Genomic DNA, 20,797 nt, shown 5'->3' on the forward strand with positions numbered 1-20,797 from the left:
TGATCGCCGCTATCGCGGTCGCCGCGGCGTAATTATATTCCTCCAGCCGGATGACGATCAGAAGCGGCGCGATCTCGGATTTGAACGGCAGGTTGCCGGCGATAAAGATGACGGAACCGTACTCGCCGACGCCGCGCGCGAAGGCCAGCGCGAAACCGGTGACGATGGCAGGCGCCAGTCCGGGTAGTAGAACGCGGCTGATGATCTGGAAGCGATTGGCGCCGAGCGTGGCGGCCACTTCTTCGACCTCCTTGTCGATCTCCTCCATGATCGGCTGCACGGTGCGCACGACGAAGGGCAGACCGATGAAGACCAGCGCGATGACGATGCCGAGCGGCGTATACGCGACCTTAATGCCGAGCGGCGTCAGCAGGCTTCCGATCCAGCCATTCGGTGCGTAAAGCGTGGTCAGCGCGATGCCGGCAACCGCCGTCGGCAGCGCGAAGGGCAGGTCGACCATGGCATCGGCGATGCGGCGGCCTGGAAAGCTGTAGCGCACCAGCACCCACGCGACGATCGTGCCGAAGACGACGTTGACGGCGGCGGCAATGAAGGCGGTGCCGAAGCTGATTTCAAGCGCGTTGATGGTGCGGCGGTCGGTGACGATCGCCCAGAAGTCGGTCCAGCCGAGCGCCGCCGAGCGCCAGATCAGCCCGGACAGGGGAATGAGGATGATGAGGGTGAGGTAGGCAAGCGAGAAGCCGAGCGTCAATCCGAAACCCGGAATGACGCTCGGCTGCCTGAATCGCCACCCCGCCTTGGCGGGTGCTGTGGTCATGTCGTCCTGATCTAAATGCTACTGGGCCGGTTTGTAGATCTGGTCGAATATACCACCATCGCCGAAATGATAAGGCTGTGCCTTCTTCCAGCCGCCAAAAAGCGGGTCGTCGATGGTGATCAGCTTGATCTCAGGCAGCTTGGCCAAGTCCTCCGCCGGCACCAACTCGGGCTTCGAAGGGCGATAATGGTTTTTGGCGATGAGCGTCTGGCCTTCCTTGGAATAGAGATAGCTCAGATAAGCTTCGGCAACTTTCCGCGTGCCTTTGGCGTCGACATTAGCGTCGACCACGGCGACCGGCGGCTCGGCCAGGATCGAGGTCGGCGGGTAGACGATATCGAAATTGTCGGCGCCGAACTCGTCGAGCGCCAGATAGGCCTCGTTTTCCCAGGCGAGCAGCACGTCGCCCAGCCCTTTTTGCGCGAAGGTCACGGTTGCGCCGCGCGCACCGGTGTCGAGAACCGGGACATGCGCATAGAGATTGCCGACGAATTCCTTGGTCTTGGCCTCGTCGCCGCCATCCTTGGCGCTGGCATAGGCCCAGGCGGCGAGATAGTTCCAGCGCGCACCACCGGAGGTCTTGGGATTCGGCGTGATCACCTGGACGTCGTCCTTGACCAGATCGCCCCAGTCATGGATGCCCTTGGGGTTTCCCTTGCGGACGAGAAAGATGATGGTCGAGGTGTAGGGCGCCGAATTGTTTTCGAATTTCGTCCGCCAGTCGGGATTGATCCTCTTCGCTTTCGAGACAATGGCGTTGATATCGCCTTCGAGCGCCAGCGTCACCACGTCGGCGTCGAGGCCGTCGATCACGGCGCGAGCCTGCGCGCCCGACCCGCCATGCGACTGCTGGACGGTGACCGTCTCGCCTGTCTCGGCCTTCCAGTGGGCGGTGAAGGCCTCGTCGAATTGTTTGTAGAGCTCACGCGTCGGATCATAGGACACGTTGAGAATGGTGGTGTCGGCAAACGCGAAACCGAGCGTGCCGAACTGGACAGACGTGGCGACCAGTGCGCCGAGCAGTTTCCTGAAATGAGGTTTGGTCATTTCCGCCTCCGTTGAACTCGCGCCAATCTACCGAATTGATAGAATTTAGATGCATTCAATGTTGCCTTTTTTGGCCTATTGAAGCAATTTTTCGCCTAGTTTCGGCGATGCGAGAAACTATTTTCCCCGCATGGACCATGATCGCGCTCCCGACGCGATTATCTAGAGACGGCTAGCTTTTCGGCAATGGCTGCGTCGCGCCCGAAGGTTTCGGCCGGCTATTCGGCGGTAACGGGAAAGTTGAAGCGCTCTTTTGGAAACGGCTCGTTCTCCAGCGTGAAGTGCCACCATTCGCGGGCGTAATTCTTGAAGCCGCCGGCACGCATCGCCTCGACAAGTCTTTTGCGGTTAGCCGCCGCTTCACTGGCTATGGATCGGTGAGCCGTTTCGCTCGCTGGATCGAAACAGTCGAAACCCGTGCCGAAATCGAGCGTGTCGGCATCGGTCGCGCCGCAGGACGGTTTCGGAGCGCTCTTGCGGTCGGCTCGCGCGATCGCGACATCGACCGTCGATCCGCGCGAATGGGTGGACAGTTCGCCGATATAGCCCTTGGCGATGAGATCCTTGCGCTTGACCTTTGGGTACCACTGCGGGTCCGGTGGTCCACTCGTTTTTGTCCAGTCACCCATGTCGGAGACAGCCCGCGCAGGGCGATAGCAGTCGAACACGACCAGCGTCAGCCCTTCGGCGGCAATCGCTTTCTGCACTGCCGAAAGCGCTTGCGCCGCTTGCCTGGTGAGGACGCATACCGGCGCATCGTAGCCGCTTACCTTGCGATGCAGGAAATTTTCGAGGCCGGCATAGCGGATATCCTGCCGGATATTGGGATCGATGTCGGCTAGCCGAACAAAGCTGGCGGGCAGCGCGTCAGCAGACGCCGAGAAAGTACCGGCGGCCGAAAGCAAGACGTAAAACACAATCCCCTGAATCACCTGCCGGAAATTATTCAAGGGAAACTTTCACTCGACGAAAACCTTCACACTGGCCGCGCGTCCCGCCGCGTCGATCACGGTTAGGGTCGAATAGCCGGCGCCGTCCGGCTGCCAGGTCGCGGTGCGCCGCCGGTCGATGCCGACCAGCGGCTTGCCGTTGGCCAGCCAGCGGAATGGTGCGCGGCCGCCTTGCAGCTTGAGCACCAGCGGCGAGGGGTCGGCCGAGGAAGTGCCGAGATCGACGCGAGCGCCGTCGGGCGGAAAGATGATGGTTGGCGCAGGTTCGGTCGGCATCGCCTGTACCAGCCCATCGGCGCCGGCGCCGAAGCGCGTCAGCGTCACCGGCAGCTCCTCGCGCTTCGGACGCCGGACGCCGGACGGCTGGCTCGGCAGCGGTACGGCGGCCAGGCTGGAACGGACAAAACCTTCGAACAGGATGGGCGCAGCCGAGACATAGCCGGACAGGCCGGGCACAGCGCCGGCGTCGGGGCGGCCGACCCAGACGCCGAGCACGTAGCGGCCGTCGAAGCCGACCGACCAGGCGTCGCGATAGCCGTAGGAGGTGCCGGTCTTGTAGGCGATGCCGCGTTGGGCGGCACCCTGGGGAGGCTTGACGCCTGACAGGATGTCGGTGATCTGCCAGGTCGCCTGCCCGTCGAGGATGGTGGTGGTCGAGCGTTCGGCATTCGCCGGCTCGGTGCCGTCATGCAGCGTGTGTGCCTTGCCGCCATTGGCAAGGCCGGCATAGAGTTGGACCAGGTCGCGCAGGGTCACCCCGACGCCGCCGAGGCCGATCGCCAGGCCGGGCGCTTCGTTGACGGGCAGGATAGGGGTCACATCGGCCTGGCGAAAGCGTGCCATCAGCCGGGCCGGGCCGACCGCGTCGAGCACGCGGATCGCCGGCACGTTGAGCGACAATTGCAGCGCCTGCCTGATGCTGACATCGCCCTGATAGCCCATGTCGAAGTTCTTCGGCCGATACCCGGAGAAATCGGCTGGGCTGTCCTCGATCAGCATCTCCTGCGCCACCAGGCCCTGTTCGAAGGCGAGGCCGTAGATGAACGGCTTCAGCGTCGAGCCAGGCGAGCGAACGACCTTGGTCATGTCGATCCAGCCCGAACGGCTGGCATCGAAGAAATCGGCAGAGCCGACCTCACCAAGAATATCGCCGGTACGGGCATCGGCCAGTACCATGGCCACCGAGAGGCGAGGGCCGAGCCTGGCGGCCGCATCCTTGGCCACCTGCTCCAGCCCTTCCTGGACACTCTTGCGGATCGTCAGTTGCAGCTTCTGGCCGGGAATGGCCTTGGACAGCATCGTATAGGCCGCATGGGCAGCGAGCGCCGGCAAGGTCCGCCGGAGCCCCGACACATCGTCGAGCGCGGCACGCGCGGCCTCACGTTCGCCGAGCAGGCCCGCCGAGACCATGCGGGTCAGCACGCGGTCGCGGGCGGCATGGGCGACGTCGAGGTTGCGGTCAGGGCGCCGCTTTTCCGGCAATTGCGGCAAAGCGACGAGCAGGGCCGCCTCCGAGACCGTCAGCCGTTTCGGCTCCTTGCCGAAATAGGCAAGCGAAGCCGCGCGCACACCTTCGAGATTGCCGCCATAGGGCGCCAGCGTCAGATAGCGTTCGAGGATCTCGCGCTTGGAAAGCCGCCGTTCGATCTGGAGGGCGCGCAGCATCTGCTTGATCTTCGAGCCGAGGCTGCGGCTGTCGCGCGGTTCGATCAACCGGGCGAGTTGCATCGGCAGCGTCGAGCCACCGGACACGATATGGCCGCTGGTCGCGAACTGGCCGGCGGCACGCGCCAGTGCCAGCACGTCGACGCCTTGATGATCCCAGAAACGCTTGTCCTCATAGGTGACCAGCATGTCGACGAACTGCTTGTCGACCTGGTCCAGGCTGGTAGCGAGCCGCCAGTAGCCATCCGGCGTAGCGAAGGCGCGCAGCAGCTGGCCGTCTCGGTCCTGCACCTCGGTCGAGACCGTCAAAGCAGCCGGCAGCGGCGGCGGAAATGCGCGGTCGAGCTGCCAGAGGGCGGCGGCGGTGATTGCAGCGAGACCGGCCAAGGAAATGCCCGTGATGGCCGCTCGGCGCAGGAATTTTCTGGAGAGCACGGCGCTGCCCTTCTTCCTTCTCCCCTTGTGGGAGAAGGTGGATTGGCGCGCAGCGCCAAGACGGTTGAGGGGTGCTGGCGAGAGCGCTATTGGTGCCAAGCTGGAACACCCCTCATCCGACCTCGCTTCGCGAGGCCACCTTCTCCCACAAGGGGAGAAGGGAGAGCCGGCCGCGACCTCGGCTCCCTTTCTGCATCGCTGAAGATTGGCAAAATCCTTTGCGAAGGCGCCATCGCCATATTCCTATCCGCCATTTTTTGCCTTACGGCGCCTTGACCTCCATCATGCCGGTGGCGGTGCGGGCCGAATATTGCGGCCGGTACATGTCCTCGATCGTTGCCGCCGGGTGGGCGTAGGTGCCCGGCGTCACCGCGCGCACGACGTAGGCGAGTGTGATGTTGCGGTCGCCGTCGCCGTCGTTGGGATTGAACGCCGCGACGAAACGGTCGTCGCGGAATTCGAGATGGGCGGCATCGGTCTGCGCCAGCCAGGAGAAGTTCGTCAATTGGGCGCTGGAGACCAGGCCCGGATTGTCGATCTCGAAGCCGGCCGGCAACAGGTCGCTGATCAGCAGTCGCGAAGGCCAGGTGTTCTGCTCGTAAACCTTGAGCACGACGACATAGCGTTCGTTCTGCTTGACCTCCGTCACGTTGGCCTCTGTGCCGTCTAGCTTGTAGTAGGTACGGCTGATGGTAAAGCCGTTGCCGCCGGCCGGCAGAGGCTGGATCGGCGAAGCCACGGTGGTGACGACCGCCTGCAGCGGATTTCTGCCGGTGTTGACGATGGTCAGCGGACTGTCGGCCAGGTCGCCACCGGCGATCTGGTCCGAATAGCCGCCGGCATGCGGTGCGCCGTTGACGGTCAGCGCGATCGAATCATGCCGGCCTTCAGCGCGCGGGCCGCCAGCAGCATCCAGGACTCGTCCTGTGTGCTGGTCCACCTGGCGTCGGCGCGTTCCCTGGTCACTAGTTGGATCAGCGCCGGCACGATGGTCGGCACCGGCTTGCTTTCCGCGGCAAGCGCCAGGATCGCCGCGCCGTCGCGCAGTGGCGAGCCATAGTCGGACCGGTAATAGTCATATTCGGGCGTCGACTTGGCCAGTTGCAGCGCGGCCTGGAAGGTTGCCTCCGAGCGCTGGGTGTCACCGTAGAGCGCGAGAGACGCCGCCAATTGGGCGACGGCCATCGGGCTGGTAAAGGCTTCGAGCTGGGTGTCGGCATAATAACGCAGATCGCCGACCGAGGCCTTTTTGTTGCGGGCAAGCACATAGAGCGCATAGGCGATCTCGCTGCCGCGATCCTGGACGTCCTGATCGTAGCCGATCGCGTTCTGCAGATTGCTCAGCGCCTGGTTCATCGCCAGGGCCGGTACGTCGTACTTCTGCTCGCGCGCCCGGGTGAGGAAATCGGTGACATAGGCGTCGAGCCACAGATCGCCGGAACCCGGACCCCACAGGCCGAAGCTGCCGGCCGAGGCCTGATAGCTCAGCACCTTGTAGATAGCGTCCTGGGCGCGGCCATGCAGATCGGGGTCGCTGGCCATGCCGATGCCGGAAGCCATCTCGTTGACGTAGAGAAGCGGCATGGCGCGGCTGGTGGTCTGTTCGGCGCAACCATAGGGATAGCGGTCGAGCGTCATCAGCAGCGACGGTACATCGAAGGCAGCCGCCTGCGAAACGCCGACGCTGACCGAAGCGCCATCGAGCAGGCTTGCCGCCAGCAGTTCCTTGTCGACGCGCAGCGCGCCGCCATTGCCCTTGAGGTCGACGACCATGCGGGTGGTCACCGGTAGTTGCGCCGGGCGCACCGGCACATAGAGCGTCTGCTCGACGGCGGTGCCGTCGGCATGCGCAAGCTTGATGGTGATCGAGGCGTTGCCTGCGGTCTGCGCAATCAACGGCACGGTCAGCGTCTGCCGCTTGCCTTTGGCCAGCGTCAGCTTTTCAGGCAAGGCGGCACTGCGGGTAGACAGGTCGCCCGTCGTGTCGATGGTCAGCTTGTAGTCGCCAGCGGGGCCGTCGGTGTCGGCGACGTCGAGCCGCATGACGGCGGAATCGCCGGGCGCCAGGAATCGCGGCAGGCCGGCGGTGATCACCACCGGATCGCGAACGATGACGTCGGACTGGGCATGGCCGACTGCTTCCTTTGTCCAGGCGACGGCCATGACGCGCACGGTGCCGTTGAACTGCGGTATGTCGAAGTCGATCCGCGCCTTGCCGTCGGAGTCGAGCTGGACCGGGCCGGAGAAGAAGGCGACCAGCTTTTCGGTCGGCGGACTGCCTTGCGATTGCATGTTGGCGCCGTCGCCGCCGGTGCGCAGCTTACCGGTTGTGCCCAGCGAGCCGTCGATCAGCCGGCCATAGATGTCGCGAACCTCGAGACCGAGCATGCGCTGCCCGAAGAACCAGTTCTCCGGATCCGGCACCTTGTAGTTGGTCAGGTTGAGGATGCCGACGTCGACGGCCGCGACCATGACATAGGCGTTGGTGCCGGGCTGAACGCCGGCTACGGCGACCGGGATCGACAGCTGCTGGCGCGGCATGGTCTTGTCCGGCGGCGCCAAGCTGACGGCAAGCTTCCGCGAGCCGGGATCGAGCTTCAGCCATTTGACGCCGATGGCGCGCGCCGGCATACGTGTCTCTTGCGCATCGCCCGGCCTGAACAGCGTTGCCGTGACGTAGGCGCCGGCACCCCAGTCGTCGCCGACCGGGATGTCGACGGTGCTGCCGCCGGCCGGCACGCTGGCGGTGACGGTCTTCAGGAGCTTGTCGGCGCCGATGGTGACGAGCAGCTCGCCGGCAAAGTGCGGCGACACTTTGAGCTTGGCCACTTCACCCGCCGCATAGGTATCCTTGTCGAGGGCGATCTCGAGGCCGTCGGGCGTTTCGGTGGTGGTGGAACTGACATACCAGCCGGCGTCGAACTCGTAGCTGGTGGCCGGGCCTTCCGGATCCGCTGTCTCGATCTCGAGCCGGTAGCGGCCCCAGTCGACCGGGAGCGACACCGTCGCCTCGCCATCGGCGCTCAGGTCGACCTGGCCGTTGGCCACCGCCTTGGTGAAGGTGACCGGCTCATAGTTCCAGGAGTTGCTCGAGCGGTACCACTGGTAGCTACGCTCGACCTTGACCAGCGACCACTGCGCGCCCTTCAGCGCCTCACGCTTGCCGTCTGGGTCGACAGCGATCAGGCTGAACTTGGCCGTGCCGTCTTGCGGCACCTCGTCGTCGTCGAAATCCGGGCGGATGCCGATCATGTGGCCCTGCGGGCGGATGCCGATATTCAGCGAGCGCTCGACGGCACGGCCGCCGGTTTCACGCATCCTGACAGTGACCTTTGCATCGACCAGCTTGGTGGTGGATGGCAATTGATCGACCGAGACCGGGAAGGTCGCCTTGCCGTCCTCGCCGACCACCGGCAGGCCGGTGAAGGGCGTCACCGTCGGTTCCGCCGACTGTTCGTCGGCCAGACCGAAGGAATAGCCTTTGAAGCGGTCCCAGTCGCGGGCGGTCGACAGCGTCAATTCGCCTTCGAGCGCGAGGCCCGCGGCCGGCGCGCCGTAGAGAAAGCGGCCGTCGACGGTAATGTTGGCGGTCTCGCCCTGCGCGATCTCCTGCTTGTCGGAGGACAGGTCGAACTCGATGCGGTCCGGTACGAAGTCCTCGACCAGGAACATCTGGCTGGCGACCGCCGCCTGCTTGGGATCGGTATGGATCGCCACCGTCCAGGTGCCGCGCATGGCGTTGGGTTCCAGCGGCAGGTCGACCGCGTGACCGCCGGCCGATGCGCCGTCGCTGACGATGCGGCGGTCCTCGACGCCGTCGGGCCGCGAGAAGATGAAGGTCAGCGGCAGGTTCTCGACCGCCTTGGCGGCACTGTCGCGGGCAAGAGCCGCGACATGGACATCTTCGCCGGCGCGGTAGATGCCGCGCTCGGTCCAGGCATAGACGTCGAGCGCGCCAGGTGCCGGCCGTCCGGCGACGCCACGGTCGGACAGGTCGAAGCCGGCGCGGCCCATATCGAGGAAGACGAAATCGTCGTCGCCCTGTTTGGCCATCAGCACGGCCGGGGCCATGCCGCTGTCGCCGCGCGTCAGGCCGGGATTGAACACCGCCCGCCCTTCCGCGTCGGTGGTCGCGGTGCCGAGGATTTCATTGTTCCTGGCCAGCAGCGTCAGCTCGGCGCCGGCGATCGGCTTGGCGGTTGCGAGCGAACGGGCAAAGACGTTCAGCCCATCCTGTCCGGTATAGGTCGACAGGCCGATATCGGAGACGACGAACCATTGCGTGGCGTGCGAATCATAGTCGTCGCTGCGATCGTTGACGGCTTGTGCGGTCAGCACATAGACGCCGGGCTTGCGCTTCGGCAAAGCCTCGTCGATTGGGAAGGAGGTAGTGACTTCCTTGTTGAGGTCGTTGGCGATGTCGAGCTGGCCTTGCCAGACCGGCTCGCCCATCTGTTCGGAGATGTTCGAAATGTCGTAGCCGTCAAGCTGGCGCAGGAACTGATATCCCGACAGAAGCTGGGCCAGCGAGCGGTCGCCGATGCGGAAGAGCTTCATTTCGGCGGCATTCATGTTGACGGTGACGACCGGTATGCCGCGGCGTGCGCCTGCGGGCAGCACGAAGCTGTCGCCGGTGAAGCGGGCCGAAGGCGCGCGGTCCTGCACGTAGATCGACAGAACCACCGGTGCCGCGGTGACTTCGCCAATGGCGGCCGGCAAGCCGGCGCGGAAGGTCACGTCATAATGTTGGCCGTGCTCGAGTCCTTCGACGCAGATCTGCTTGTCCTTGGCTTCGACGCCCTTGGGAGCGGCGTTGTCGACAGTAACGAACTGCGAGTAGTCGACGCCGGTCTTGACCAGTTCCTCGGAGAACTGCGCGCAGATGCGTGGCGCGCTGGTGTCGGCATCGACGGTATGATCGATGACGCGGAAGCCCTTGCGGGCCTTGAGATCCTGATAGGCGGCCCTGACTGCCGGCGAATTGACGAGAGCGAGGCTCGCCTCGTAGGCCTGCAGGGCCGGCCTGTAGAGATCGCGGCGATCAAGGCCGTCCCCGAGCAGCGCCAGCACGTCGGCGCGCGTCTTGGTGGTGCGCAGCAATTTGTAGGCGTTGAAGGCGGCGGAAGTGGCGTTCGCCGGTAGGGTCGACGGCTCCGAGCTGTTGGCGGTCGGATGGACGGCAAGCGTTTCGCGCGCCAGCTCGAGCCAGAGCTGGCCATCATAAGGCAACACCGAAACCGCCGCTTCGTATTTGTGCATGGCCGAGCGATGATCGCCCGTCAACGCCGACTGTTCGGCGCCGGCTCTCAGCGCCGTCAGCCCTTCTGTCGGCTTGGTGTAGGTCGGGCCAGTGAGCTTGTTGCGGTATTGCTGGGCCTGGTCGGCCATCCAGTTGGGGAAGAAGGCGAGTTCGGGTGGCGCGCCGATGTCGGGATCGCCATCGATGTTGACGATCTTGCCGGCGACGGCGCCGCCGAAGGGTTTCAACGAATTGTAATCGGATTTAAGGAAGCACCATTTGGCCTTGAGGTTGTAGGTGAAGGCGCGGCAGGCCGGGTCGCCGAGGCAGGTGGTCTTGCACTGGTCGAGGCTGACATTCTGGTCGGATCTGAGATCGAAACCGAAATAGTCGGAATTGTCCGATGTCACCACCCGCCGGGCTTCGGCCGCTTGCGCGACACCGCTCCAGGCAAAAAAGAGAAGGAAAAGAATCGATAGACCACGAGCCGCGCGCATTGCCATAAACCCCTCCAGACAAGTGCTTACGTCCAGAAATCTTCAAGCTTCAGTCGCGCTTGTCAACATCGGGACGCGGCAGGATCCGCCTGCCAACGGTTTGCTTTCCGGCCGGTGACCGGTAGTAGCTCCATAGGACAGGGGATCACGCTTTCTTGCGGCGACGCAGAAGGTGTGAGTTCCAAGCCCTGTCTATTTCAGCAATTGGATTGTGGCCCCTTTACGAGTGCTTCAGAACTTCATTCCAATTTTAGGTTTGCGAGCTAGGCTAGGAGCGTAATGCCGGCGTATGAAAGGCAGATGTCGGGAGGAACCGCGCCACGGCGCGCGCTTTCGCGCGCCCTGCTTTTCGCATTGTTGTGCTCTACGGCACTTGTTGCCGAAACCGGAAGTGCGGCAGCCTTCGAGATTTTCGGCATCAAGCTGTGGGGATCCAAAGACGAAGATGCCGATATCGTCGACCCGCTGCGCTATGCGGTGACGATCGAGGCGCCGGACGCCGACAAGGATCTCGCCGAGAAGCTCGAAAACGCCTCGGCGCTGAAGGCCGACGAGGAACACCCGGTATCCGGTTCTCTCGGCCTGCTGGCCAAGGCGCGCAGTGACCGTGAGCAACTTGTTGCCGCACTCTACACTGACGCCCGCTACGAGGGTGTCGTCACCATCACTATTCAGGGCAAGCCGCTCGACGATCTGCCGCCCGATGCCGAGTTTTCGGGTCCGCAGCCGATACCGGTGGTGATACGCATAGCAGCCGGGCCGAAATTCACGCTTGGCAACATCAGACTGGAAGGCGATGCGGCGGGGCTGGCAAGTGCCGATTTCGGCCTGATCGCCGGCGGTGACGCCAGTTCGGGCGCCGTGCTCAAGGCCGAGGCGGCGATCGTGCGGGCACTCAAGCAAGAAGGCAGGCCGCTGGCCAAGGTGACGGGCCGCGAGATCGTCGCCGAGCACGCCGGTTCGACGCTCGACGTGACGCTTGCCGTCGCGGCCGGCCCGGTCGCCGGCTATGGCGACACCACTGTCGAGGGCACGGAAAACGTCGACCGCGACTTCACTGAATATATGACCGGCCTTAAGCGCGGGCGCCAATATTCGCCCGATGAGATCGACGATGCGCGCGACCGGCTGCTCGGGCTCGAGGTCTTCAACAGCGTGACGGTGAAGGAAGCCGACGCCCTCGACGCCGAGGGCAACATCCCGATCGGTGTCCAGGTAAGCGAACGCAAGCCGCGCTATTTCGGCATTGGCGGCAGCTTCTCAAACACCGAAGGGCTGGGCCTCGAAGGCTATTGGGGGCATCGCAATCTGTTTGGCCGCGCCGAAAAGCTGCGCATCGACGGCAAGATCAGCGGCATCGGCAGCAACGACTTGACCCAGCTCAATTACAATGCCGGCGTCATGTTCGAAAAGCCGGGCGTGATCGGGCCGGCGTCGAAATTCATTGCCAGCGTCAATACCGTGCTGGAGCACCCCGACGCCTACGACCATTTCTCGGTCAAGGGCAGCACCGGCCTATCCTACGAACTCGACAAGAAGCAGACGGTTTCCGCGCAAGTCGCGCTGGATTATTCGAGGATCCACGACGCTTTCGGCAAGCACACCTATCTGATCGCCAGCATTCCACTGCAATATGTCTACGACAATCGCGACAGCAAGCTCAATCCGACCCGGGGCTTCAGGGTGCTGGCCTATGGCGAGCCGAGCTACGACATTTTGAGCGGGGCTGCGTTTGTCAAGCTGAAGGGCGAGGGGTCGGCCTACCAGTCACTCGATTCGGCCTCGAAATTCGTTTTCGCCGAACGTGTCGCCATCGGCTCTATCATCGGCGCCAGTCTTCAAGATGTTCCGGCAGATCGACGCTTCTACTCAGGCGGCGGCGGTTCGGTGCGCGGCTATGCCTATCAAGGCATCGGCCCGAAGGACAGCAATGGAGAGCCGATCGGCGGGCTTTCGTTCTTCGAGACCTCGGTCGAGATGCGCATCGCCGTCACCGACAAGATCGGCGTCGTGCCGTTCGTCGATGCCGGCACGGTGTCGACCAGGCAGGTCCCCGATTTTTCGGACATGAAGGTCGGCGCGGGTGTAGGCTTGCGCTATCTGACGGCGTTCGGGCCGCTGCGCGTCGACGCGGCGGTGCCGCTCAACCGCGGCCCCGACGATCCTCATTTCGGCATTTATGCCGGCATCGGCCAGGCATTCTGATGGCAATATTCAGGCGCATCCTCCGTATCCTTTTCTACACGCTGCTCATCGTCGTGGCAGCGGCGGTGGGGGCGCTCGTCGTGCTGACCAAAACCGAGCGCGGCCGCGAAAACCTTGCCGGCATCATCTCGACCATGGCCTCGACCGGTGATCGCAAGGTCACTGTCGTCGGCATCGACGGTATCTGGTCGGGCGCGCTGAGGCTCGATCATGTCGTTCTGGAGGATCGCGAAGGCGCCTGGATGGTGGCGCGCAACGTGGCCGTCGACTGGTCGCCGCTGGCACTCCTGTCGAAGAGCTTCAGCGCCGATCGCATTGGGGCCGAGCGTATCGAGTTGGCAAGGCTGCCGGTGGCCAATACACAGTCGAGCCAAAGCGGAGCGACGACGCTGCCGGTTTCCATCGACGTCAGGCAACTCGACCTTCCCGAAATCGCGCTCGGGCAGGCTCTGGCCGGCAGCGGTGTCGCCGAACTTGCAGCCAAGGGAGCGCTCAAGGCGGACGCCTCACCATTGGCGATCGAGACCAACCTCAACATCGTTCGCCACGACGGCAAGCAAGGCACGGTCGACGCCAAAGCCCATTTCGCGCCGGCCGACAACAAGCTCGACCTCGACCTTAAGGCATCCGAGCCGGCCGGCGGCATCATCGCCAACCTGCTCAACCTGCCGGGCGCGCCGCCGGTCAACATTGTCGTTTCCGGCACTGGACCGCTCGCCAACTGGAATGGCATCGGGACCTTCGTTGTCGACGGCCGGATCGTCACCCAGCTTACCGGTCGCCATCAGCTCACCGACAAGGGTCATTATGTCGAGGCCAATGGCGATGGCGAATTCGAGCGCTTCCTGCCCGAAACCCTGAAACCGCTGTTTGCCGGCAAGACCACCTTCGACCTCGCCGGCACGGCGACCGCGGCCGGCGGCGTCGATGTCGAGCGCGCCAATATCGACAGCGGCGCCTTGCACGCGACCGCCGCCGGCATTGTCGATCCGAACGGCGCCAGCGACCTTTCGGTGAAGCTCGCCGCAAAGGGGCCGCCGATCGTGCTCAGCCTCGGCAGCGAGGCGCAACCGATAACCGTGGCAATCAAGGATGCCACGGCCCGCGCTTTCGGCGATGGCAAGGCGCCGATGGTGGATATCGGCGCGTCGCTGGTCTCGGTGGTGGCGGGCGGCACGCGGGTGGACGACCTGATCGGGCAAGTGCATTCCGATGGTTTCGACATTCAGAACCGTAGCGGGCCGGTCACCATCAAGCTGACGGCGGCCGGCCTGAACACCGACGTCGCGACTTTGGCGCCGCTGATAACGGGCAGGGTCAGCGCCGGTCTCGCCGGCTCCGTCAGCAAGGAACAGATTGTCGTCGACGAAGGCACGCTACGCAGCGACGCGCTCAACGCGTCCGTAACAGCCACAGTGGCGCTTGCCGATCTGTCGATGACGCTCAAGATGAATGCCGACGCGGCTTCGACGGCGCTGCCGCCGCAAATCAGCTCGGTTCTCGGCGAGCGCGTGCAGTTTTCCGCAACCGCGACACGCGACCCGGACGGTGCGTTCGCCGCCAACGCATTGCAACTCACCTCCGGCACGCTTAGCGCCAGCGGCACCGCCAGTGCGCAAGGCACCGATATCCGGGCCGATATCAAGGGTACGCTGGGCGACGTGTCGGTGCTGTCGCCGCTGGTCGGCGCCAAGGTCGGCGGCGCCGTCGGTTTCGGGCTTACCGCAAGCGGCGCGCGCAGCGCACCGGATTTCTCGGTTTCGGCCAACAGCGACAGCCTGACGGCGTCCGGCCATGCGGTGAAGCAGATCAAGCTGAGCGCGAGCGGCAAGGCCGATATCGCCAGTCCCGCCGCCGATGTCTCGCTGACCGGCTCGGTCGACGACCAGCCGCTCGACCTCAAGGCATCGCTGGTCACAACCGACGGCAAGCGCTCCATCAATGGACTTGCCGTCTCGTTAGCCGACAACAACGTCTCCGGCGACCTCGGGCTCGACGACAACCTGCTGCCGCTCGGCACGTTGACCCTCGATGCCGCCGATATTGCTCCGCTGGCCGCACTCGCAGGCCAGTCGGTAGCCGGCGACGTGCGCGGCACCATCCGCTTTGCGAACGACAACGGAGCGCCGACGGTCGCGATCGATGCGACGAGCGCCGTGATTTCGCGCGGCGAACTGGCGGCGAAGACAATCGCCGTCAACGCGCTGGTCGCCAATTATCTCAAAGCACCGGCAATCGCCGGCAAGATCAAGGCCGACACGATCACCTCCGGAACCACGGTGATCAGCGGCATCGATGTCGACCTGAAGCGCGATGGCGACTGGACCGGCTTTAGCGGCGGCGCCACGGTCGCCGGCATTCCGGCCAGCGCGTCCGGGCGCGTCAGGGTTGCGAACGGCACCACCAGCATCGAGCTTGCCTCGGGCGAGGCGACCGTCCGCGGCATCAAGGCAGCTGTCGCGCAGCCATCAGCGCTGACAATCGCCAATGGCAGGGTGAGCATAGAGAAATTGGCGCTCGGTGTCGGCGGTGGTTCGGTTGCCGTGTCGGGTACGGCCGGCCAGACGCTCGATCTCGCTGCCACCTTGTCGGCGATGCCGGCAGCGCTTGCCAATGATTTTTCACCGGGTCTCGATGCCGTCGGCGCGCTCAGCGGCACCGCGCAGGTCACCGGATCGTCGGCTGCCCCAGATATTCGCTTCACCGCCCGGCTCAGCGGCGCCGAAACCAGCCAGACCCGGCAGGCTGGGCTCGGGCCGCTGGATCTCGACGCGGCAGGCCGTTTCTCGTCGGCCAGCGGCCTGGCCATCGAGCAGGCGACGCTTGCCGGCGAGAAAATCTCCGGCAAGGCAGCCGGCACCATCAATCCGAACGGTGCCAGCGATTTTTCGCTCGACCTGGCCTCTACCGGTCCGAGCCTGCCGTTGTCGCTTGGCAGCAAGGAGAGCCCGATCAAGCTCGAGCTACAGGCGATATCGCTAACGGCGGCCGGGCAGGGCGCCCAGCCGAAGCTCGACATTTCCGCGACGCTGCCATCGGCCGCCACCAATCTAGCTACGATCGAGGGCATCACGCTTGCGCTGCACTCCGATCGCTTCGACGTGAAAGCCCGGACCGGGCCGATCTCTGGCTCGGTGACCGCCGAAAAACTCGGCATCGACAATCCGACCGTCGCGCCGCTGATTGCAGGGAAAATCACTGCCAAGCTCGCCGGCAGCCTTGCCGCCGATACCATCGTCATCGATAGCGGCACGGTGACCAGCGACGCGTTGAACAGCGGCTTCAACGGGCGGGTCTCGCTGGCCGACGGCGCCATCGACCTCAATGTCAGGGCGGACGCCACCTCGGCGGCACTGCCGGGGGCGGTACGTGGCGTGCTCGCCGAGCGAACGCAATTCAGTGCCGCGCTGAAGCGGGACGCCAATGGCAATGTCACCGCCAATACCGTCAGGCTGTCGTCCGGTTCGCTGACGGCAGACGGCCAGGCGAGCCTTGCCGACAACAAGCTCAGCGCCGACGTCAAAGGCGCGCTAGGCGACGTCTCGCTGCTATCCAAGGACGCCAAAGGCGCCATCTCTTTCGCGCTGAATGCGCAAGGCGCCAGCACCGCGCCGGATCTGTCGCTGAGTGTCAACAGCGACAGGCTTTCGGTCGCGGCGCGCGAGATCACCGGTCTGAAGCTCACTGCCACCGGCAAGGCTAATGCCGCCAACCCGGCTGCGAATGTGCAACTCACCGGAAATGTCGGCGGCCAACCGCTGCAGGGCAGCGCCGCGCTGGCGACATCGGACGGCAAACGCGCCATCAATGGACTTTTGCTGTCGCTCGGCAAGAACCGTATCTCCGGCGACCTGGCGCTCGACGATGCCTTCCTGCCGGCCGGCACCGTGGCGCTCGACCTGCCCGATATCGGTCCGCTTGCGGCCCTGGCACTGGAAAAGGCCGATGGCGATGTGCGCGGCACGATCGCCTTCTCCAAGGCGGGTACCGTGCCGCAAGTCGCCGTCAAGGCGACGACGGCCTCGATCTCGCGCGGCGATGTCTCGGCCAAGGCCGTGAGCATCGACGCGCTGATCGCCAACTATCTGGCGGCACCGGTGATCTCGGGCAAAATCCGTGCCGACAGCGTAACTTCCGGCGGCACGGCTATTCGGGGCGTCAACGTCGATCTCAAGCGCGACGGCGAATGGACCGGCTTTTCCGGTGGCGCCACCGTCAAGGATATTCCGCTGAGGGCGGCCGGCCGGGTCAAGGCGGTCAAGGGCACGACGACGGTCGAACTTGCCTCCGGCGAGGCGACCATCCGCGGCATCAAGGCGGCCATCGCCCAGGCCTCGACCATCAACATCGCCAATGGAGTGACCAGCCTCGACAGGCTGGTGCTCAACCTCGGCGGCGGCACGGCGACGGTCACGGGCAAGGCTGGGCAGGCGTTCGACCTCAACGCGACGCTGGCCCGCATCCCGATCTCGATAGCCAACAGTTTTTCGCCGGGCCTCGATGCCGCCGGTTCCATCTCAGGCACGGTGAAGGTGACGGGCGCGCCGGCCAATCCGGCCGTTGCCTTCAAGATCGACGCCGCAGGCGTTCAGACGTCGCAGACCCGTGGTGCAGGTTTCGGCGGCATGGGCGTTTCATCCTCAGGTACGTATTCGGGCAACAGACTGACCTTCGACGCCAACATGAGCGATGCCGCCGGCCTCGGCCTCAAGGGCGGCGGCACGATGACGACATCAGGCGGGCCCACCCTTGATCTCAACTTTTCCGGCAAGGTGCCGTTCGCCTTCCTCACCAGGACACTCGCCGCGCAAGGCCTGTCCCTGAGCGGCACGGCCGACGTCGATGTGCAGGTGCGCGGCCCGGCGACGTCGCCGGTGATCTCAGGCACGGTCCGCACGTCAGGCGCCCGCCTGCTCGACGCGCGCTCGGGGCTTGCGATCAACGACATCACTGCCGATGTCGCTATCGGCAATGGCGTGGCCAGGATCAATCGCCTGACCGGCACGCTGTCGACACGCGGCAGCCTTTCGGCCAGCGGCACCGTCGGCATCGATCCGGCTAAGGGTTTTCCAGCCGATCTGTCGATCAAGCTCGTCGACGGCCGCTATACCGACGGCAAGGTGGTCACTGCCAATCTTGGCGGCGACCTGACCGTCAAGGGACCGCTCATCTCCGCGCCGGTGATTTCCGGTACCGTCAACTTGGCCAAGACCGTCATCACCGTACCCGAAAAGCTGCCCGGCTCGCTGGCCGAGCTCAACGTCAAGCACAAGAATGCGCCGGCCGCCGTACGTGCGCAGGACAAGGCGTTGCGCCCGGCCGCTGCAAGCAGCGGTGGCGGCGGCAGCGGCCTCAATCTCGACGTCACAGTCAATGCGCCGAGCCAGATCTTCATCCAGGGCAGGGGTGTCGACGCCGAGCTCGGCGGTTCGCTGCGGCTGACCGGCCCGGCATCGTCACCCCAGGCGGTCGGCACCTTCACCTTGCGGCGCGGGCGGTTGACGATCCTTGCCAAGCGGCTGACCTTCACCGAAGGCACCGTCGGCTTTTCCGGCTCTCTGGTGCCCTACCTCAATCTCACGGCGCAATCGAAGACGACCAGCGCCACCGTGACCATCGTGGTGTCGGGCGAGGCGAACAATCCGAAATTCACCTTCTCCTCGGTACCCGCGTTGCCGGAGGATGAGGTGCTGGCGCAGCTGATCTTCGGCCGTTCGATGTCGAACCTGTCGCCGCTGCAGATCGCGCAGCTTGCCGAGGCTGCCGGACAACTGGCCGGCGTCGGCGGCTCGACCTCCCTGCTGCAGAACCTGCGCAGCGCAATCGGCGTCGACGATCTCGACGTAATCACCGATGAACAGGGTGGCACCGCCGTCTCGGCGGGCAAGTATCTCAACGACCGTACCTATGTGACGATCCAGAAGGGCGACAGGCCGGGCTCGGGTAAGGCAACCGTCGATCTCGACGTTGGGCGCGGCGTCAAGCTGCGTGGCGAGGCAACCGACGCCGGCGAAGCCAAAGGCGGTGTTTTCTACGAACGGGAATATTGAAACCGGCCGTTCGCGCAGAACAACTGGTTGCCTGAAGAACGAGCGGCGCAGCGGCGAATGTCCCAGTTTAATTGCCCGTTGAGATTTCAGACGAAATCCCTGGCGCAGTAGCAAATTTGCGCCAAGACTGTCGTTATCGCGCGAACCGCCCTGCTTTCAAAGTTGCACATTCCTTGGCATGTTCCCAATCCGTGCCGTCTTTGACATCATGGCGCGGATGCGGAATGTTAAAAGGCAGAAAGCCAACAATGGGAGTTAGTCATGACGATCTACAAGAGTAACGGCGACCGCGTTCCCGATCACATCCTGGCCATGGCCGAAGATGCCAAGGCAGGCAAGATGGATCGTCGCGAATTTCTGGCTCTCGCCAGCGTCTTCGGCGCCTCGACGGCGATGGCCTATGGCATGCTTGGCCTTGCAGACCCGACGCCGGCCAAGGCGGAAGAGGTGAAGGGCAAGAAAGGCGGCATACTGAAGGTCGCGCAATGGATTAAGGATCCGAAGGATCCGCGCAAGTCCGACTGGTCGGAAATCGCCAATGCCGAGCGCCAGGCGCTCGAGCCGCTGGTCAAATACACCACCGAATACACGTTCCGCCCCTATCTGCTGGAGAGCTGGGACGTGAATGACGACGCCACCGAATACACGCTGCATGTGCGCAAAGGCGTCACCTGGAACAACGGCGATCCGTTCACCGCAGACGACGTCATCTTCAACCTCAAGCGTTGGGCCGACAAGAAGGCCGAAGGCAATTCCATGCCGGGTCGCCTCGGTTCGCTGGTCAAGGACGACAAGCTGGATGAGAGCGCGGTGACCAAGGTCGATGACCACACGATCAAGCTGACGCTCAGCAAGCCGGATATCGCCCTCATTCCCAACGTGTGCGACTATCCCGGCCTCATCGTCCACAAGACGTTCGACGAAAAAGGCGGCGACTTCAAGTCCTGCCCGATCGGCACTGGGCCGTTCGAGCTGGTCTCCTACGATGTCGGCCAGAAAGTGGTCTACAAGCGCCGCGAAGACAACAAATGGTGGGATGGTGACGTCTTCCTCGACGGCATCGAGTTCATCGACTACGGCACCGATCCGGCGGCGATGGTCAGCGCCTTCGAAGCAGGCGAAGTGCACACCAATTTCGAAACCTCGGCCGACTATGTGTCGATCCTCGACGGCATGGACTTGGCGAAGTCCGAGGTCGTCACCGCCTCGACGATCGTCTGCCGCACCAATGTGGCCAACAAGCCTTACGGCGACCAGAAGGTTCGCAACGCCCTGCAGCTCGCGGTCGACAACAATGTCGTCCTCCAGCTCGGCTACGGCAATGCCGGCACGGTTGCCGAAAACCACCATGTCGCCCCGATCCATCCGGAATACTATGAATTGCCGAAGATTGCTCGCGACCCGGCCAAGGCAAAGGCGCTGATGGCCGAAGCCGGCCAGGCCGATTTCGAGCACGAACTGATCACGGTCGACGAGGACTGGCACAAGAACACAGGCGATGCGATCGCCGCGCAGATGCGCGACGCCGGCATCAAGGTCAAGCGTACGGTGCTGCCGGGTTCGACCTTCTGGAACGACTGGACGAAGTATCCGCTGTCGATGACCAACTGGAACATGCGGCCGCTCGGCGTCCAGGTTCTGGCGATCGGCTATCGCACAGGTGAGGCCTGGAACGAGACGGCCTGGTCGAATCCGGAGTGGGATGCCAAGCTCAACGCTGCGCTCGCAGTTGCCGACGCCGCCAAGCGCAAGGAAATGATGAAGGATATCGAGCAGATCCTGCAGGATTCCGGCATTATCATCCAGCCTTATTGGCGCAAGCTCTACAGCCATTCGGTCAAGGCGGTGCAGAACTACAAGATGCACCCGACCTTCGAGCGCGACTACGGCAAGGTCTGGCTCGAGCAGGCCTGACCGGACGATCCGGAAAG

7 protein-coding genes and 1 pseudogene are annotated in these 20,797 nt (G+C 64.1%); 3 read left to right on the forward strand and 5 right to left on the reverse strand.

Going from position 1 to position 20,797, the window contains the following annotated elements; genetic code table 11:
• The 5 genes and pseudogenes from cysT to NKI54_RS29340 form a co-directional block, all read right to left on the reverse strand.
• Positions 1-778 (reverse strand): sulfate ABC transporter permease subunit CysT (cysT, locus tag NKI54_RS29320; RefSeq protein WP_352693137.1); only part of this gene is annotated, 778 nt, incomplete at its 3' end.
• Between the two features lie 18 nt (positions 779-796).
• Complete coding sequence (locus tag NKI54_RS29325) at positions 797-1,825, reverse strand: sulfate ABC transporter substrate-binding protein (protein WP_023675840.1); 1,029 nt, start codon at positions 1,823-1,825, stop codon at positions 797-799.
• 218 nt (positions 1,826-2,043) lie between these two features.
• Positions 2,044-2,742 (reverse strand): M15 family metallopeptidase, encoded by a 699-nt coding sequence (locus tag NKI54_RS29330; protein WP_352621236.1) that lies wholly within the window; start codon positions 2,740-2,742, stop codon positions 2,044-2,046.
• Between the two features lie 42 nt (positions 2,743-2,784).
• The gene (gene pbpC, locus NKI54_RS29335; protein ID WP_352637284.1) at positions 2,785-4,875 is read right to left on the reverse strand and encodes a penicillin-binding protein 1C; all 2,091 of its coding nucleotides are present in this window, start codon (positions 4,873-4,875) and stop codon (positions 2,785-2,787) included.
• Positions 4,876-5,137: 262 nt separating this feature from the next.
• Positions 5,138-10,617 (reverse strand): annotated as a pseudogene (locus tag NKI54_RS29340) (alpha-2-macroglobulin family protein).
• A 273-nt stretch (positions 10,618-10,890) separates the two neighbouring features.
• On the opposite strand from NKI54_RS29340, the gene NKI54_RS29345 reads away from it, so the two are divergent.
• From NKI54_RS29345 to NKI54_RS29355, 3 genes are all read left to right on the forward strand, one after another.
• Complete coding sequence (locus NKI54_RS29345; RefSeq protein ID WP_352637282.1) at positions 10,891-12,816, forward strand: autotransporter assembly complex protein TamA; 1,926 nt, start codon at positions 10,891-10,893, stop codon at positions 12,814-12,816.
• On the forward strand, positions 12,816-18,866 hold the full coding sequence (locus NKI54_RS29350) for a translocation/assembly module TamB domain-containing protein (RefSeq protein WP_352693139.1): 6,051 nt from the start codon (positions 12,816-12,818) through the stop codon (positions 18,864-18,866). Before NKI54_RS29345 ends, NKI54_RS29350 begins: the two co-directional genes overlap by 1 nt.
• 261 nt (positions 18,867-19,127) lie before the next feature.
• Positions 19,128-20,780 carry an ABC transporter substrate-binding protein gene (locus NKI54_RS29355; RefSeq protein ID WP_352693141.1) on the forward strand — a complete coding sequence of 551 codons (1,653 nt, stop codon included), beginning with the start codon at positions 19,128-19,130 and terminating at the stop codon, positions 20,778-20,780.
• The last annotated feature ends 17 nt before the right edge of the window (positions 20,781-20,797 follow it).

It is taken from the genome of Mesorhizobium sp. M0663, assembly GCF_040320585.1.
GTDB lineage: Bacteria > Pseudomonadota > Alphaproteobacteria > Rhizobiales > Rhizobiaceae > Mesorhizobium.